The sequence below is a fragment of the Elizabethkingia miricola genome, from assembly GCF_001675285.1.
GTDB classification, from domain to species: Bacteria; Bacteroidota; Bacteroidia; order Flavobacteriales; family Weeksellaceae; genus Elizabethkingia; species Elizabethkingia miricola.
In genome coordinates this window covers 252,582-269,555 of record NZ_LSGQ01000001.1, presented here as the reverse complement: position 1 = coordinate 269,555, position 16,974 = coordinate 252,582, and the positions used below count along the sequence as shown (strand labels likewise).

Annotated in this window: 15 protein-coding genes; 10 read left to right on the top strand and 5 right to left on the bottom strand. The window is 35.7% G+C overall.

Annotated features, from left to right (window positions below; translation table 11 throughout):
• Positions 1 to 50: 50 nt before the first annotated feature.
• Together ATE49_RS01240 and ATE49_RS01235 are read right to left on the bottom strand one after the other, a co-directional pair.
• Complete coding sequence (locus tag ATE49_RS01240) at positions 51 to 1,322, bottom strand: Y-family DNA polymerase (protein WP_065080769.1); 1,272 nt, start codon at positions 1,320 to 1,322, stop codon at positions 51 to 53.
• A gap of 204 nt (positions 1,323 to 1,526) precedes the next feature.
• Positions 1,527 to 2,273 (bottom strand): DeoR/GlpR family DNA-binding transcription regulator, encoded by a 747-nt coding sequence (locus tag ATE49_RS01235; RefSeq protein ID WP_065080768.1) that lies wholly within the window; start codon positions 2,271 to 2,273, stop codon positions 1,527 to 1,529.
• Positions 2,274 to 2,396: 123 nt separating this feature from the next.
• On the opposite strand from ATE49_RS01235, the gene ATE49_RS01230 reads away from it, so the two are divergent.
• Positions 2,397 to 2,924 (top strand): 5' nucleotidase, NT5C type, encoded by a 528-nt coding sequence (locus ATE49_RS01230; protein WP_059343999.1) that lies wholly within the window; start codon positions 2,397 to 2,399, stop codon positions 2,922 to 2,924.
• 57 nt (positions 2,925 to 2,981) lie between these two features.
• Here the strand turns inward: ATE49_RS01230 and ATE49_RS01225 are convergent, their stop codons facing one another.
• Both ATE49_RS01225 and ATE49_RS01220 read right to left on the bottom strand, forming a co-directional pair.
• Positions 2,982 to 4,169, bottom strand: coding sequence for an MFS transporter (locus tag ATE49_RS01225; protein ID WP_169817109.1), 1,188 nt, complete (start codon positions 4,167 to 4,169; stop codon positions 2,982 to 2,984).
• A 187-nt stretch (positions 4,170 to 4,356) separates the two neighbouring features.
• On the bottom strand, positions 4,357 to 6,156 hold the full coding sequence (locus tag ATE49_RS01220) for a DUF4091 domain-containing protein (protein ID WP_065080766.1): 1,800 nt from the start codon (positions 6,154 to 6,156) through the stop codon (positions 4,357 to 4,359).
• Between the two features lie 190 nt (positions 6,157 to 6,346).
• On the opposite strand from ATE49_RS01220, the gene ATE49_RS01215 reads away from it, so the two are divergent.
• The 8 genes from ATE49_RS01215 (at position 6,347) to ATE49_RS01180 (ending at position 15,191) form a co-directional block, all read left to right on the top strand.
• Complete coding sequence (locus ATE49_RS01215) at positions 6,347 to 7,102, top strand: M12 family metallo-peptidase (RefSeq protein WP_065080998.1); 756 nt, start codon at positions 6,347 to 6,349, stop codon at positions 7,100 to 7,102.
• Positions 7,103 to 7,231: 129 nt separating this feature from the next.
• The gene (locus tag ATE49_RS01210) at positions 7,232 to 8,368 is read left to right on the top strand and encodes an acyltransferase (RefSeq protein ID WP_065080765.1); all 1,137 of its coding nucleotides are present in this window, start codon (positions 7,232 to 7,234) and stop codon (positions 8,366 to 8,368) included.
• A 68-nt stretch (positions 8,369 to 8,436) separates the two neighbouring features.
• A complete protein-coding gene (locus tag ATE49_RS01205; protein ID WP_059344005.1) occupies positions 8,437 to 10,683 on the top strand; it encodes a glycoside hydrolase family 20 protein in 2,247 nt (748 codons plus the stop codon).
• 116 nt (positions 10,684 to 10,799) lie between these two features.
• Positions 10,800 to 11,795 (top strand): isoaspartyl peptidase/L-asparaginase family protein, encoded by a 996-nt coding sequence (locus ATE49_RS01200; RefSeq protein ID WP_059154733.1) that lies wholly within the window; start codon positions 10,800 to 10,802, stop codon positions 11,793 to 11,795.
• Positions 11,796 to 11,817: 22 nt separating this feature from the next.
• Positions 11,818 to 12,375 (top strand): hypothetical protein, encoded by a 558-nt coding sequence (locus ATE49_RS01195; RefSeq protein ID WP_065080764.1) that lies wholly within the window; start codon positions 11,818 to 11,820, stop codon positions 12,373 to 12,375.
• Between the two features lie 15 nt (positions 12,376 to 12,390).
• Positions 12,391 to 13,053: a copper homeostasis protein CutC gene (locus ATE49_RS01190; protein ID WP_065080763.1), complete on the top strand. Its 663-nt coding sequence runs from the start codon at positions 12,391 to 12,393 to the stop codon at positions 13,051 to 13,053.
• Positions 13,054 to 13,056: 3 nt separating this feature from the next.
• On the top strand, positions 13,057 to 13,677 hold the full coding sequence (locus ATE49_RS01185) for an SGNH/GDSL hydrolase family protein (protein WP_065080762.1): 621 nt from the start codon (positions 13,057 to 13,059) through the stop codon (positions 13,675 to 13,677).
• Positions 13,678 to 13,895: 218 nt separating this feature from the next.
• Positions 13,896 to 15,191, top strand: coding sequence for a serine hydrolase domain-containing protein (locus tag ATE49_RS01180; RefSeq protein WP_065080761.1), 1,296 nt, complete (start codon positions 13,896 to 13,898; stop codon positions 15,189 to 15,191).
• 65 nt (positions 15,192 to 15,256) lie between these two features.
• Here the strand turns inward: ATE49_RS01180 and ATE49_RS01175 are convergent, their stop codons facing one another.
• Positions 15,257 to 16,153, bottom strand: coding sequence for a hypothetical protein (locus tag ATE49_RS01175; RefSeq protein WP_065080760.1), 897 nt, complete (start codon positions 16,151 to 16,153; stop codon positions 15,257 to 15,259).
• Between the two features lie 116 nt (positions 16,154 to 16,269).
• Here ATE49_RS01175 and ATE49_RS01170 point away from each other — a divergent pair, with 116 nt between their 5' ends.
• On the top strand, positions 16,270 to 16,965 hold the full coding sequence (locus ATE49_RS01170; RefSeq protein WP_065080759.1) for a glycine-rich domain-containing protein: 696 nt from the start codon (positions 16,270 to 16,272) through the stop codon (positions 16,963 to 16,965).
• Positions 16,966 to 16,974 lie beyond the last annotated feature (9 nt).

Here is a 16,974-nt window from a genome sequence, read left to right as displayed (position 1 = left end):
TGCGGAATTCTGGATTGAGGTTCCGCATATCTTTTTGAATACTGATACTATTATTGGAATCTGTAATCGGCTTCAGGGAGCGTGTTGTTTTTTAAGAAATCTTCATAGTTGGCGGAAAGTTTCTTTCTGCCATAATTACTTTTGAAGTCCAGATTGCCAAGACGTATCTTATCCTTGCCGTAACGGCGGTTAAGTTTATCCATTGCTTCCATAATGTTTTTATGTCTGTCGAAATGGTCCTCTTCAAAAAGGCTGATAAGCCTTTCATTTTCCGGAACAAAATCATTAATCCATACACCAGCTCTTTTATAATGATAGCCTTCAATAAATATTTCGTCCAGGAGCTTTGCAGCAATTTTAGCAAGGTCTATTGAAGAGCTTACAGGATTTGGGAAGTGATATGAAACCGCATTTCTGTATTCCGGAAGATCCTTTCGGTAACGATTGGTACCTACAAATACGGTGAGTGTTTTACAGCAGCTTTTTTGTTTACGTAGCTTTTCTCCGGCAGAAAATGCAAAAGAGCAGATGCGCTCCTGTAATTCTTCCTTTGTTTTAATCATCTCCATAAAACTGCGGGTTACAGCTATAGATTTTTTAGCAGAAGTGTTTGGGATTTCCAGTTGTGGGATACCCTTTAGTTCACTGACCAATCGGACTCCATTTATGCCCATTTCTTTCCGTATCCACTGCTCTGGTTTACTTAGTAAGTCATAAGCTTTATAGATGCCGGCATCTTTCATGCGGGCACCCAATCTGCGTCCGATTCCCCAAACATCTTCTATGTTTAGCCATTTAAGTGCTTTTTCTATATCCTCAGGTTTTTCCAGGATAAATAGTCCATTAAACTTTTCGGGGTTTTTCTTTGCAATTCTGTTGGCAATCTTAGCTAAAGTTTTGGTAGGAGCAATGCCGACACTTACAGGAATGCCTTCTGTATCCAGTACATCCTGTTTTAGTTTTATGCTGTGTTCAATAATATTAATATATCTGAATCCTGAAAGATTGAGGAAAGCCTCGTCTATACTATAAACTTCTGTTTCCGGGGCATATTTTTTAATGATAGCCATTACATTCTGGCTCCTGAAGTTGTACAATTCAAACTTTGCAGAAAGGGCTATAACATTATTTTCCTGAAAAAACTTTTCATATTTAAAAGTAGGAGCGCCCATAGGTATTCCTAAAGCTTTAGCTTCTTCACTTCTGGATATAATACATCCATCGTTGTTGGAAAGTACCACAACAGGTTTGTCGATCAGATCGCTGTCCAGCGCCCGTTCGCAGCTTACAAAAAAATTGTTGCAGTCGACCAGAGCAAACATGAGAAATTTTATTGCAAGTTAGTCCGAAAAAACAAAATAAGAATGTAGTTGTGGATAAAATTCGATAGGTATTTTGAATAAGAAATTATCTTTTTAATTATGGTCTCCATAATCCTGAATCAGTTACAAATAGATAAAATAAAAAATGACCAGAAGAAGAATTCGGTCATTTTTCAGTATATTTTACAGTTATCTGTCTGTACTTTAAATCATTTCTATACCCTGAGCAATATATTTGCTTACCTGAGTACTGGTATTGTCTTTTTCAGTAATGATAATATCAAGCTTACTTGTTTTATCAATTATAAAATTAGATTCAGTGTCAAGTTTGTCAGAAGTACATAATCCGATTATTCTTTTACTCTGCTTTATCATTGCCTTTTTTACTTCCGCGTCTTCCAGATAGGCTCCGTATAAATTTTCGGTGGTAACAGAGCATACTCCAAAGAAGTATAAATCTGCTTTAAATCCTGTAATGCTTTCTAAAGTAACATTTCCGAAAGTAGTAAATGCAGATTTGTAAAGCCTGCCTCCTAGAAAGATTAATTCTACAGAAGGATGATCTTCTATGATACTGGCTACAGGAAAACTATTGGTAATAATGGTGACTTTAAGATCTTTTGGCAAAATCTTGGTCAATTCTAAAACAGAGGTACCTCCGTCAAAAAATAAAACCTGATCATTTCTAATTAAAGATAAAGCTTTTTCTGCGATAGTTCTTTTTTCTTCCAAACCTTCTTTTTCCCGGTCGCGATAGTGGTGTTTTTTCTGAACAATACTATGGGCACCACCTCTTACTGCTCTAAGCAAATCTCTTGTATCCAGTTCTTTTATATCTCTACGGATAGTATCTTCAGATACTGCAAGTTTTTTACATAACTCCTGAAACGAAACAGAGCCTTCTCTGTTTGTTATATCTAAAATGGTTTGTAAACGATCATACTTTAGCATGAGTACAAATATATGTATTTGTTATAAAAATTCAATTTGCAAAATATTGCAATTATAGCAATATTTTGCAAATATTTATATTTGTTTGTATACATTTGCATTGTTATAATAAAATCAAGAAACATGAAAAGAAAGACTATTTCCATAGATATGGATGGTGTATTGGCTGATATTAAAGAACATTATCTGTCGCATTATTTTGAAGAAACCGGCATTCGTATAAATAATGAAGATATTATAGGAATGGATGAAGCAGATTGTGTACCCGATAAAACTGCTGTAAGGCGTTATTTGAATAAACCGGATTTTTTCAGAACAATCCCTGTAGCCAAAGATGCTCAGAATGTGGTTAAAGATTTACAGGTTCATTATGATATTTTTGTTGTTTCTGCAGCAATGGAATTTCCCCGTAGTCTTTTTGAGAAGAAGGAATGGCTGGCTGAACACTTTCCTTTTATTTCCTGGAAGAATATAGTTTTCTGTGGAAATAAAGAAATCATCAATACAGATTTTCTGATTGATGATCATGTTAAAAACCTGATTGGTTTTTCAGGAAAGAGCCTTTTGTTTGATACATTTCATAATGTTAATGAGAATAGATTTGAAAGGCTGAAAGACTGGAAGGACGTACATCGTTTTTTTATTGGTTAAAAAAATACCAGCATATTGTGAATGTAATATGCTGGTATTCTTTTTAATGATTTTGTATTACTGTACTTTTTTCTGTTTAATATAATAGGATATACAAAGAAGCAGCATGAGGAAAGCAACTAATAACAGGGATGCAGAAATTCCGTAGTATTCAGCAACTCCTCCTAATAGAGCCGGGCCTAATAATTGTCCGGAATGTCCCATAGTAGACATTACAGGAATACTGGCAGAACTGCTTATTCCTTTCAGGTCTCCAGCATGGCTAAATAGTACCGGAACGATATTAGAAGCACCAAGACCTAATATTATAAATCCGACTAAAGCTCCCGGATATGAAGGGGAAATAACTGCAATAACTAATCCTGCAACGGCAAGGAGGCTGCCTGCAATAACAACAGTATTGTGATTCAGATGTATGATTAGTTTGTCTCCAAAAAGCCTCATAAAAGCCATAGATATAGAAAAGGATGCGTAGCCTATCCCTGCTATTTCCAGGGGAGCTTTCTTTTCATCATGAAGAAAAACAGCGCTCCAGTCCAACATTGAACCTTCAGCAAGATAGGCGCAGAAACAAAGTGCTCCAAGAAATAAAACATTTGGATTAATCCATCCAGACCATTTTGACTGATTTTTAGCCGTCTCTCCATGGTTGTGAAAATTATTAATTTTTGCTTCATCTGCCTGCGCATAGAGTTTTTTGTACATTAAAAGCATAATTATCAGAATAAGTATGGATATAAATATCATTACATAAACAGCTTCTAATCCAGCTTTCATCAATAATCCGGGAACCAGTGATCCGGTTAGTCCACCAACACTAAAGATTCCGTGTAATCCGGAAAGAATAGGCTTATCATATAACTTTTGTACGAGGATAGAATGCGCATTTGCTGATACTTCAATTCCTCCCATACACATGCCAAAGCAAAAGAGTGCTATGACTATAGTTGGAACTGAATTGGCAATTAGTAAAACAGGTAAGACAGCAGCAAGAGAGATTCCTGCAAAAAAAATAACTTTCCGTGTCCCGAATTTATTCAAGAGAATCGCTGAGAAGGGCATGATGAAGAGCGCTCCGCCTCCGATAAGAAGCATTAAAAGTCCCAGAATACCATCATCGATTCCAAGCTTCATTTTGACATAGGGGACCATTGGTGCCCAGCTGGCAAGTCCAAGACCGCATACAAAGAAAATAAACCTTATGGCGTTTCTTGCTTGGGGAGGCTTGACTAATAGAGTTTGCATTTCCATATATAAATTAACTGGATGCAAAACTATTGATAATTATTTAAGTTTAACGCATAATATTGCAATTTTTGCAATATTATGCGTTTTTATAATAAATCAAAATTTAGAATAGTGAAATTTAATCGTATTTATAAAAGTCAGAATCTTACTATAGTTCTGTTTATCAGATGTGTTAATTGATTTTCTATTTAGTTATTGATTCAGATATAGTGTTCAGAAGCTCTTTAGCGGTATTCAGATCCTGATTCCAGCCATCGTGACGTTTATCATTGTTAAGCTTACTGATAGCATTGTTCAGTGCTTTTAATTTTTCAGTTTCTTTCTTTTCTTGCAGAAGCTTTTTTACAATCGATACTTTTTCATAATCCTGTATACCTTCTAATAACCGTTCATAACGAATGGAGCTTCTTGCCTGTGGATAAGCAATGTATGTATCTCCGGCTGGCCAGGTTCTGAATCTGGAATCCACCAAAGGATTTTCCACCCAGGAATTAAATGCCCAGCGCAATGCACCATTGTATCCTGCTGCCATTGTATACCAACCCATATAAGTAGATTCTGCAGGATCCGAGAAGGTAAACTGGTTAGGGAAGTTATTTCCGCAATAAACATAAAAGGTTGTATTAAGCCCTCTGGAATTTCTGTCTTTTAAATCCTGGGGAGATAATGGATGTTGTACTGCTGTGCTTACATCGCGGCTATCCGGATAACGCTTAAAGGTCTGCTGATTATCAGCATAAGAAACGCCCAGTTCCGGAGCTACTTTTTTGATAAGAGCAAAGGCAGCACCCATTTCATTTTTGTCCCTTTCATCCAATGCTATATTGGTAATCTTCAGCCATCCTTTTTTCTTTTGATGTTTCACAAAGTCTTTCAGGAAAGGCTCCCATATCTTTGTGAATTCATCGGTACCTGGTTTGGCTACAACATCAACAAATTTGCCCGTTGCGGCATCTTTATAATGGATTTCGTTATTCCAAGGAACAATAGAGTAGCAGTTGATCATTTTTTTTACCCCCAGATCCATCATAAAAGATACCCACTTATCGAATACTGTATAATCATAAGACCAGCTTCCATCCTTTTCCTTGGTCCAGATAATCATATCCTCGTACGGATCAAAAGTTTGTACATGCCATGGATCTTTATTCAGGGTAGTGGTAATCACTTTCTGCCCCAGATTTGCGAGCATTTGCATTTGCGGTTTTAGTGCCTTGAAGTGTTCGTCGCTCCATACAGAAACTTTATTTACGCGAGCTACTGCCGAAGGATGCTGCCACTGGTCGAGATGGAATGTCCATTTTGCAGGTTCCGGAAGGGTCATGTCAATAACATCCAGAGATATATTGAGTTCTTGTTGTTTTGTTGCAGGTGAAGAGATTAGCACTTTGGCATTGTAAGCTCCTTTTTCGGTGTTTTTCGGAATGCTTATCGTAATCCACACAGGCCTTACTTCTTTTTTTTCTATACTGAACGAGGAGAGGTCGTCCAGCATATCCGGAGACAATGAAGAACTAAAATCTTCCGGTTTTCGCCATCCGCATCCGGGACCGAATTCATCTGTTACTATATAGCGTTCGAATCTGGCGTAACCTATGGATCCTATTTTTTTTCCATTTTTGGAAGTGAAGTCTGATACCTGTACTTTAATATCCGATACAGGATCTGTTGTCCATAGTAACACCTGAGCAGACAAACGCTCGCCCTTCCATCCTTTTAAGGAAATAGTATTGTTCTTTATAATGACAGGAGCCTGATCTTTACTGTAACGTTTATCAATACTTACAAAAGAACTGTGTAAACCGGGAGTTATGTTTTTCCACGTTTCTTCGTATCCTTTTGTTTTCATAGAAGCTTCTGTAAAGGTTTGACCCTTATTCCATTCTATCTGTTGGGCAGGTATTATATTGGGGAATCCTGCAAGAGCACCTAGACAAAAAAGTGCATACAATCTTATCTCATTCATAATTAATTGAAATGTCATGGTTTAGTCCGGATAAAATTATAGAAAACCACTTTATATAACAAATTGTTTTGCATTTAAATCATATCTTCCAATGATAATATTTGGTTTCAGTTTTAATAAATTATTAAAATTGTATACTTTTGAAATAATATTGCCATTGTATGTTAAATGTTTTAGTAAAAGAATTATAATTCATAAATCACATATTATGATTAAAAAATTTATTGCAGTATCTGTAATCTTGCTTTTTGTTGCATCATGTAACAGTAGTAACGATGGATTCAGTAACGGATCGTCAGATTATAATCACACCCGCGCTGTAGGAGCGTCTTCTAATGATTTACTAAGTAATAACAGGTATAGTGCTCTGCAAATAGAAATACTATATATGTCGGGGTATGCTCCCGATGCACAGGCGATAGAGCATTTAAAGAGCTTTTTGTCGTCTACACTCCGAAAAGATGCCGGTATTACAATCCGACAAAGGGAAATATCCGCTACTTCATCGGGAAGCTTATCTGCGGAGGAGATTCGACAGATTGAGAATAGTAACCGTACCATATTTACAACCGGAAACACAATGGCTGTAAGTGTTATTTATACCAATGGACAATATGCGGGGGGAGCTAGTACATTGGGAATTGCTTACAGGAATACCTCGGTAGCGCTAATGGGAAAAACAATTCGTGATAATTCCGGCGGGTTTGGGCAGGTAAGCCGGGCAAAACTAGAATCTACTGTTCTTGAACATGAAGTGGGACATCTGCTGGGGCTTGTGGATTTAGGATCTAAAATGCAGGTCAGCCATAAAGACGGAGCCAACGGAAATCATTGTGATAATAAAAACTGTTTGATGTACTATGCGTCAGAAACTACAGATATTTTAGGTTTTATTAATTCTGGTAATATACCGCAGCTTGATGATAATTGTAAAGCCGATTTAAGAGCGAATGGCGGGCGTTAAATAGTTTAAGAATATATTTCGGATAAGGGCTTATTTGTTCGTTATTTTGAATGAAAGCTACAATGGAATGCGGTAAATTCATTTTTCTGCCTTATTTTAGTAGACTTAAAAACTAACTAATCCGAAAATATGAAAACTCAAACGGGGCGAACCTATATTCCCTGGGTAGACTTACTGCGCATTGTCGCATGCTTTATGGTTATTATTTCACATAGCTGCGATGCCTTTGTCGGATCTTTTGATAACAGCTTTAGCTTTCATACCGGAGTTTTCTGGGGAAGCCTTGTACGGGCCTGCGTTCCGTTATTTGCTATGATGTCCGGAATACTTTTGTTTCCGGTAACTACAGATCTTTCCACATTTTACAAAAAGAGGATAGGACGTATTGTAATTCCTCTGATCTTTTGGTCTGTTGTATTGCCTTTGCTGTTTTTTCTGTATCTGAATTATATAAAGGCAAGTACCAGCGCAGTAATTGACCTTTCTAATTTTACATGGCAGGCTACATTAAAGAAGATTGGAACATCGATTTTTAATTTTAATTATGATACAACACCGTTGTGGTATCTTTATATGTTGATAGGTGTTTATTTGTTCATCCCCATTATTGGAGTATGGCTAAATACTGCTTCTGCTAAAGATATTCGCCTCTTTCTGGCTTTCTGGGTTGTATCACTTATAGCACCTTACATTAAGATGGCAGCTCCTCTGCTGGGGTATACAGGTAATTATGATAATGCAGGGATTTGGGGGGTATGCAATTGGAATGAGTTTGGAACTTTTTACTACTTTTCCGGGTTTTTAGGTTATATTATTTTAGCCTATTATCTTGTAAAATATCCACTGAACTGGTCGTGGAATAAAACACTGGCCGTAGCAATACCTTTATTTGTTGTAGGATACGGAATTACTTTCTCCGGGTTTCTTATTACCCAAAAGTATTTCCCGGCCAATTATGCTAATCTGGAGATTGTATGGTATTTCTGTAATATAAATGTAGCAATGATGACGTTCGCAATGTTTATTGTTTTTCAGAAAATCAATATTAAAGAATCTAAACTGTTGAAGAATCTGTCATCAGCAACATTTGGTATTTTCCTGTGCCATTTTATCCTGATACAAGCTTTTACAGACGTATTTCTTCATCTGGAGTTTCTTCCTGCAAGTGTCAGGATTTTATGTATTGCTATCGTAAGCTTTCTGGTAAGTTATGGTGTAACAGAATTGCTAAGTTCTAATAAATTAACAAGACGCTTTGTGAAGTAAGCGATTCTCAATTTTAACCGCTATTAAGAATAAGAAAAAATTAAACTATCTTTGTTAAAATCAGTAATATGAAAAAACTTAATTCCATGGTCCTGTTGGCTGCTTTATCTGTGGGGACAGCAACATACGGGCAAAACTCAATTATTCCCAAGCCCCAGAAAATAACGGTACAACAGTCTGTTTACAATTTCAATAATATTTCTATTCAGTCATCCAAAGCTATTCCGGAAGCTGTATACTTACAGAAGCAACTGAAAAGTATTACAGGACAAGATTATAAATTGTCTCCGAAAGCCAATGTTACCTTTACTCTTCTGAAAAAAGATGCAAAGCAAAAGGATGGATATTATACTTTAACTATTAACGATAAGGGAATTAATATTTCCGGATATGATAATCAAGGTCTATTTTACGGTGTGCAAACACTTTTACAATTAGTAGAAGAACATAAAGCCGATCTTAAAATTCCTTATTTAGAGATTGAGGATTATCCTAAGTTTGCTTACAGAGGAATGATGCTGGATGTAAGCCGCCATTTCTTCAATGCTGATGAAGTGAAAAACTATCTGGATTACCTAGCTGCATATAAATACAATAAATTCCACTGGCACCTTACAGATGACCAGGGATGGAGAATCGAAATAAAAAAATATCCTAAACTTACTGAAGTCGGAGCATGGAGAGACGGCTCACAAGTTGGTCGCTATATCGACATGAAATTCGATGATAAGAGATACGGAGGCTTCTACACACAGGAACAAATAAAAGATGTTGTAGCGTATGCAAAGAAGCTTCATATCGATGTTATTCCTGAAATAGAAATGCCGGGACACGCATTGGCAGCATTAGCGGCTTATCCTAATCTGGGATGTACAGACGGGCCTTTTAAAGTTGGTAAAACCTGGGGGGTAATGGATGATATTTTCTGTCCTAAAGAAGAAACTTTCAAATTCTTAGAAGGTGTAATTGATGAGGTGGTTCCGTTGTTCCCGTATCAGTATATTCATATTGGTGGAGACGAGGCTCCTAAAAAGCGTTGGAAAGAAAGCAAGTTTGCTCAGGATCTTATCAAGAAACTTGACCTGAAAGACGAGCTTCATCTTCAGAGTTATTTTGTTACCCGTATGGAGAAGTACATCAACTCTAAAGGTAAGCAGATTATTGGCTGGGATGAAATTCTGGAAGGAGGTCTTGCTCCAAATGCAACTGTAATGAGCTGGACTGGTATTGAAGGTGGGATACACGCTGCTAAAACAGGACATAAAGCCATTATGACACCTACATCTACCAACTATTTCGATTACTATCAGGGAAGTCCGGATACAGAACCAATTGCTATTGGCGGAGATCTGAGACTGCCTAAAGTATATGCTTATAATCCTATCCCTAAAGAATTAACACCAGAACAGGCAAAATATATCTGGGGAACACAGGGGAATCTGTGGACGGAATATATTCTGGATTTCAAACATGTACAGCATATGATTTTCCCAAGAATGATGGCGCTTTCTGAAGTGGCATGGGGAACATCTAACCCGGATGAATATAAAAATTTTGAAGGAAGAGTTATTCAGCACTTCAAAATATTAGACCGTAAAGGAGTTGACTACAGTAAAGCTATTTATGAAGTAGATGGAAAATCTATGGCTAAAGATGGCAAGATTTTCTTTAACCTTACTTCTGCAAATCAACCAGAAAATATCCGTTATACAACAGACGGATCTGAACCTACATTACAGTCTAATGTATACAGCAAGCCAATTGAAGTAAATAAGACAATGACTGTAAAAGCAGCTTATTTCGAGAACGGTAAAAAAGCAAGCGCAGTAACAAGTCAGGATTTCTTAATTACTAAATCTACAGGTAAGAAAATTACTTTGGAAAAGCAGCCTAGTGAAGCTTATTCAACAGGTGGAGCGGCTTCTTTAGTAGATGGTATCCGTGGGAATATGAAAAATCATGGTAAATCGTGGTTAGGTTTTTCCGGTAAAGATGTTGTAGCGACTATAGATTTTGGTGCTAAAACAGATTTTACCAGTGTTCAGTTTTCTACATTAGAACGTCCGGGAAGCTGGATTTATTGGCCTTCATCTGCTAAAGTTTATGTTTCCGATAACGGAACTGATTTTAGAGAGGTAAAAGGTGTAGATGCTGCAACTATTCAGCAAAGTAATGGTGTTGTAGTGATGAGCTTTCCTAAGCAGACAGCACAGTTTATAAAAGTTGAGATTAAAAACATAGGTAAAGTTGCTGACGGAAAAGCTGGTGCAGGTAACAATGCATGGTTATTTGTAGATGAGATTGCAGTAAACTAATCGAGCAATTAATTTGTATATACAGGGAACGGGTAATATTTTATTACCCGTTTTTTATGTTTTATTCTGCATAATTTAGGATATTTGTTATGCGTATTATACATAAGCAACAAACTATGAACAATAACCGAAGAGATTTTATCAAAAAACTGGGAATTGCAACCGCAGCAATTGCTATTAATCCGTTAGAAGCTAAAAATTTATTAGATACATCCGAGCCTAAAACAACAAATAAACCAATCGTTCTTTCTACTTGGAATTTTGGACTTCATGCTAATGTAGAAGCATGGAAAGTTCTTTCCAAAGGCGGAAAGGCTCTGGACGCTGTAGAAAAAGGAGTCCGCTTGGTAGAAGATGATCCTACAGAAAGAAGCGTAGGTTATGGCGGGCGCCCGGACAGAGACGGAAGGGTTACTCTGGATGCCTGTATTATGGATGAAAATTATAATATAGGTTCAGTGGCATGCATGGAGCATATTAAAAATCCAATTTCTGTAGCCCGTGCTGTAATGGAAAAAACACCCCATGTAATGTTAGTAGGAGACGGAGCTTTGGAATTTGCGTTATCTCAGGGGTTCAAAAAAGAAAACCTTCTTACTGCAGAATCGGAAAAAGAATGGAAAGAATGGTTAAAAACCAGTCAGTACAAACCGATAGTAAATATAGAGAACCATGATACTATTGGTATGATTGCCTTAGATGCACAGGGAAATCTTTCCGGAGCATGTACGACAAGTGGAATGGCTTATAAAATGCATGGAAGGGTTGGAGATTCTCCAATTATCGGAGCCGGACTTTTTGTGGATAATGAAATCGGAGCTGCTACAGCAACCGGACATGGTGAAGAGGTTATCCGTACTGTAGGGACTCACCTGGTCGTAGAACTAATGAATCAGGGACGGACACCACAACAAGCATGCAAAGAAGCAGTGGAAAGAATTGTAAAGATTGTAAACAGAAGGGGGAAGAACCTTAAAGATATTCAGGTAGGTTTTATAGCGCTGAATAAAAAAGGTGAATATGGTGCTTACTGTATCCAGGATGGGTTTAATTTTGCAGTATACGATCAGAAAGGAAACCGTCTGGAGAAGCCTGGATTTGCTTTGAAGTAGTATACCATTATAAAAACATAATATGACGAAAAAAATATTTATTATCGGGGCTCTTGCTATCCTTTCCTGTAAAGAAAGGCCTAAAAAAGAGACTGCAGAAATTAGTGTACAGCAATCGGGAAGTGCGGTCTATGATGATGAGAAAAAAGAAACTGATGAAGCACATAATTGGCTGGAGACACATATCGAGAACTATTTTGCCGGAGATTTAGGTAATCTGGATAAGATGATGAAGGATATGACAACCAAAGACTACTATGACTACAAAAGTGATGCAATGAATGTAGATATGGATGCCGACGGAAGTCTTACCCAAAAAGAATTTGAACAAAAATGGAAAACTAAATTTGATACCAGTAAAGCTGGTGTTGGAGTAGGTTTTTTAATTACCGGACAGGATTGGGATTCTATAAAAGTTGTAAAGTGCCAGTTGATTTCACAGAAAGGAGAGGAATTCTTATTTGATGTAATACTCTCTGATGCTTCCCATCAGCTTAACTACCCTATAAAAGTGAAAGTAATAAAGGAAAACAATGAATTCCTGATTGCAGATGTATTACAGGAAGATATCCAACCATAAACGATAAAAATATACATGACAAAAATAGAAGTAGCTTGTTTCAACGAGCAATCCGCTCTAACTGCTGCAAAAGAAGGTGCAGACAGAATAGAATTATGTGAGAACTATGCAGAAGGTGGTCTTACTCCCAAGCGAGAAACTTTGGAACAGTTAAAAGCCAATTTTTCAACACCGGTTTTTACAATGATTCGTCCGGTAGGCGGAGGTTTTCTTTATACCGATGAAGAATTTGAGGTAATGAAAACCGAGTTACTCAATCTGAAAGACGCCGGTGCAGATGGTTTTGTATTTGGTTTTCTTACAGAAGATAATAAAGTAGATAAAGAAAAAAACTCGGCTTTAGTACAATTGGCAGGTGGCTTGCCTTGTACTTTTCACCGTGCTTTCGATAGAATACAAGATAAAGAAGAAGCTCTGGAAGATGTAATTGGTTGTGGTTTTGCAACAATTCTGACTTCCGGAGGGGAACATCCTGCAATGGAAGGATTATCTAAACTTAAGCTTATTCAGGAACAGGCTGATAACAGAATTACCATTCTTGTAGGAGGTGGAGTACGTTCTACCAACGCAGGTGAGCTGAAAAAATACTTTGGTTTTATACATTCAGCTTGTATTACAGACGGTACAGAAAATATAGATGCCAACGAACTGAAAGCTATAAAAGAAGTAATTCGGTAAGTTATGATCAATTGTCTTTGTTTTGGAGATAGCATTACTTATGGTGAATATGATGGCATTTCAGGAGGTTGGACCGAGATACTAAAGCGCTATTTTCATTTCAGATTTATAAATGAAAATATTGAAGAACTGAATGTTTTCAATTTAGGAATCGGAGGTGAGACAACAAATGGACTTGTAAAGAGATTTAGCACAGAAGCTGCTGCACGTACATCTCTGAATCAGAATCTTATTTTCTTTGCTTACGGAGCTAACGATGTTGCCCTGAAAGAAGGTTACAGAACGGTAGAATCTGAGAAATTAAGAGCCAATCTCCAGGAAGTAATAGAGAAGGCGAAAAAGATTACGTTGTATTTATATATCATCAGTATTCTTCCTGTAGCTTCTGCTATAGATGGAATTACAGTTCCTTCCGGAAAACAAAGATCGAATAAGATAATTGAAGAATACAATCAATTGCTCCAGGATTTTGCTGTACAGCATGGGATTGTATTTATAGATTTATATCACTCGTTTTTTACAGAAAAAGATATTCTTTTATCAGGTGATGGTGTTCATCCCAATGATAAAGGCTATCAATTTATTGCTGAACATATAAAGCCTTTTATAGAAAGATTCCTATAAGTGGTTTATAAATATCAAAAAGACTGTTTTCAATACTTTGAAGGCAGTCTTTTTTTTGTTTTAGCTTTTTATTTCTATAAAATTCTTCACAGATCAAAAAAATAATGTCTTATATCTGTTGATTAAATATTAAATTATAAATTTGGTAATCAGTTGTTTAGCTCGATTGTCTTTATATGGAAAGATGATGTAAGCATAAAAAAATAAGTAATATTAGTATGAAAAAGACTCTTTTCTTGTTGATATTTCTCTCCGGAGTATATACCAATGGCCTTGTTGCACAGTCAAAAACTGATAGTGAGAAGTTGGACGAATATTTCACGGCTTTAACAGCAATAAAAAACTTTAACGGAAATGTCATTATTGCCAGAAAGGCTAATATCCTTCTGGATAAATCTTATAATATTACTGAGAATGTAAATGGGCTGAAAGTAGATAAGAACAGTAAATTTATTATAGCCTCTGTTTCTAAGATATTTGTGAAATATGCTATACTGAAGCTTGTAGAACTAAATAAATTAAAGTTATCGGATATGCTTAGTAAGTTTATTTCCGGGTTTGAATACGGAGATAGAATTACCATTGAGCAGCTTATGTATCATCAATCTGGTTTGCCAAGGGAATTACAAGACTATGATAAATATGAAAATATTTCAATGACACAAACTATAGAGCTTGCCCGAAAAGAAAAATTACAATTTGTACCAGGTACTCAAACTCTTTACTCCAATATAGGCTACTTATTGCTTCATTATATCATTAATAAAGTATCTGGCAATTATTGGGATTTTATGAATAAAGAGATTTTACAGAAATATCAAATGAGGCAGACCGGAGAATTTAATGCTATAAATAAAATTGACCATTTTGCGTATGGCTATAATTTGGAGAATGAAAAAATAATCCCTGTTTCTAAAGAAAGTATTAACCGTTTTGAGACAGGTAATTATTTTTCAACTATTACCGATCTATATCATTTTAGCAAACAACTACTTTCAGGTAAATTTCTTAAGAAAGAATTAGCACTGAAAATGTTTGAAAAAGAAAATACTCTGACTCAGGCAGGAGGGAGACCTGGATACAGAGCATATTATTATCAAAATTTATCCTCAGATATAACCTTTATTTTTACATCAAATTATACAGATATCCCTTTTCAACAAGTCACAACTGACATTGTAAACCTGATGGAAAATAAGCCTTATCAGATTCCTGAAAAGACGGTACGTAATGCCATTACATTGCCAGATGATATTTTAAAACGTTATATAGGAAAATATGCTTTAGAAGCAGATACCTCACAAATTTTTATCATTTCTGTAGTAAACCATCAGCTGGTAATCACTGATAAGGATAATGAAAAGACAATTTTACATCCTGATACAGAAACTACTTTTTTTGACAATCCTTCGTCACAGGATAGTTATAATTTTTACTTAAATAGTCAGACTCAGAAATATGATCTTACTATTATTTCTACAGGTGTTAAGTTGAAAACCAAAAGGCTGGAATAAATTAAAATAGAGATACTGCTTATGTTTTTCAGACTAAATAATAACATTGATATTCAGTGGAACTATTATCTGTAGTTTATTCTGTTGGAATCAGTATCTTCAAGCTGTTTTACAATATATTCTGGAATTTCATCACTATTAATTGGAAAGCTGATGGAGTCGGATATAAAGTTTTTTCTGTCTGCTTTCCTGAATATTTCAAATAATGCTATTGGTTCATAGTTAAAACTGATGCATGTACTGATAAAATGTAACTCACGTAGCTTGTAGTCCGGGTTTTTAAGCTTCTCTTTAATATCTTTTATTCTTGAGATAAAATGCCTTTGTCTAATGAAGGTATTGCTGTTCATGATGATAAAAATATAATCTGAATATGCTGTTACTTTCCCAAAATATTTATGATGATCACCGCCGCTCCTTTCTATAAAATATTCCCCTGTAGTTTCAGACTTATAAATTTCCATAGCGGAACGCCATATTCTGTCTTCTTTTGCTTGTTGTGGATTTTCTGAAAAATTTCTGTTATAGGAATACCAACAGCCAATTAAACTGTCTAAAAGAGCTGTGTTCATATTCACGTTATTAATTTCAATTTTAAGATCACTAAAATTGAATAACTCTGTATTGGAATTAATAAAATCAATATAATTAGAATAGCCCAAAGCTCTTACAATAAGGCTTAATTTAGCCAGATTTGGTTTGCTGAGATTTGCATTTTCATTCTGATAGAATTTCTTTAGCTTATTAATAACCAAATGTTCATAAAGGTAGTTTGTTCCCAAAAGACTGGGTTCTTTTTTTATTTCTTTTTCTGTGTGATAATTTGCAATAAGTTCATTCAGCTCTGCACATATATAGGACCATTCGGTTTTTGTAACATCTCCCCATCGGTTTTTCTTTAGAAAGTGGGTGCTTAAGAAATTCATTAGTTTCTCGAGATGTAAAATATCTTCCTTTTTCATATGTATTTATTATATAAGACTAATTTAAGATTTTTATACATCTTAAAAAGGCTTTTAGAAGACTTTTATATTTTTAAAATAGAGAATATTTGATTAGTAATTAAAAGTTAAAAGCAATGGAAACAAAACCATTATTAAGAGATGAAACTCTTTGGGACAGAATCCATGGATTTTCCTTAGATGCTCCGGATGCTGAATTTCCTTTTTCAAAAAAACTCGCAAAAGAAGAAAATTGGAACGCTGATTTTACAAAAAAAGCAATAGATGAATATAAAAAATTTATATACCTGTGTTGTATTCTTCCAAACGGAGCCTCGCCAAGCAAGATTGTGGATAAGGTTTGGCATATGCATTTGATCTATACCTGGAATTACTGGGAAGAGTTTTGTCCAGTTATTTTAAAGAGAAACCTTCATCACTACCCTGCAAAAGCTGGAAGGGCAGAAAATAATAAGTATAATGAATGGTATGTGGAAACTCTGAAAAATTATAAAGAGATTTTCCATTCTGAAGCTCCGGAAGATATTTGGCTGCGAAAAGAAAACCTGTTTATAAAAAAGCATTGGTGGCAAAGATTACATGTTATTACTTTTTTGATGTTGTTTTTAATGCTTACTGCTTGCCATGAGGGGACTGTAAGTACATTGATAGGTACAGTATTAGTCATTCTTGTAGTATTGGGATTGGGTCTTTTTAGATCATTATTTCAGAATAATGATGATGAAAATGATGGGAATATAGGGTCAGATGGAGGAGGAAATTGTGATGGGAATGCGGGTTGTGGTGGCTGTGGCGGATGTAGCAATCAATAAACAATTGTG

Coding starts and splice junctions, on each gene's coding strand:
- ATE49_RS01240 (WP_065080769.1), bottom strand. CDS start 1,322: ATGTTTGCTCTGGTCGACTGCAACAATTTTTTTGTAAGCTGCGAACGG.
- ATE49_RS01235 (WP_065080768.1), bottom strand. CDS start 2,273: ATGCTAAAGTATGATCGTTTACAAACCATTTTAGATATAACAAACAGA.
- ATE49_RS01230 (WP_059343999.1), top strand. CDS start 2,397: ATGAAAAGAAAGACTATTTCCATAGATATGGATGGTGTATTGGCTGAT.
- ATE49_RS01225 (WP_169817109.1), bottom strand. CDS start 4,169: ATGCAAACTCTATTAGTCAAGCCTCCCCAAGCAAGAAACGCCATAAGG.
- ATE49_RS01220 (WP_065080766.1), bottom strand. CDS start 6,156: ATGACATTTCAATTAATTATGAATGAGATAAGATTGTATGCACTTTTT.
- ATE49_RS01215 (WP_065080998.1), top strand. CDS start 6,347: ATGATTAAAAAATTTATTGCAGTATCTGTAATCTTGCTTTTTGTTGCA.
- ATE49_RS01210 (WP_065080765.1), top strand. CDS start 7,232: ATGAAAACTCAAACGGGGCGAACCTATATTCCCTGGGTAGACTTACTG.
- ATE49_RS01205 (WP_059344005.1), top strand. CDS start 8,437: ATGAAAAAACTTAATTCCATGGTCCTGTTGGCTGCTTTATCTGTGGGG.
- ATE49_RS01200 (WP_059154733.1), top strand. CDS start 10,800: ATGAACAATAACCGAAGAGATTTTATCAAAAAACTGGGAATTGCAACC.
- ATE49_RS01195 (WP_065080764.1), top strand. CDS start 11,818: ATGACGAAAAAAATATTTATTATCGGGGCTCTTGCTATCCTTTCCTGT.
- ATE49_RS01190 (WP_065080763.1), top strand. CDS start 12,391: ATGACAAAAATAGAAGTAGCTTGTTTCAACGAGCAATCCGCTCTAACT.
- ATE49_RS01185 (WP_065080762.1), top strand. CDS start 13,057: ATGATCAATTGTCTTTGTTTTGGAGATAGCATTACTTATGGTGAATAT.
- ATE49_RS01180 (WP_065080761.1), top strand. CDS start 13,896: ATGAAAAAGACTCTTTTCTTGTTGATATTTCTCTCCGGAGTATATACC.
- ATE49_RS01175 (WP_065080760.1), bottom strand. CDS start 16,153: ATGAAAAAGGAAGATATTTTACATCTCGAGAAACTAATGAATTTCTTA.
- ATE49_RS01170 (WP_065080759.1), top strand. CDS start 16,270: ATGGAAACAAAACCATTATTAAGAGATGAAACTCTTTGGGACAGAATC.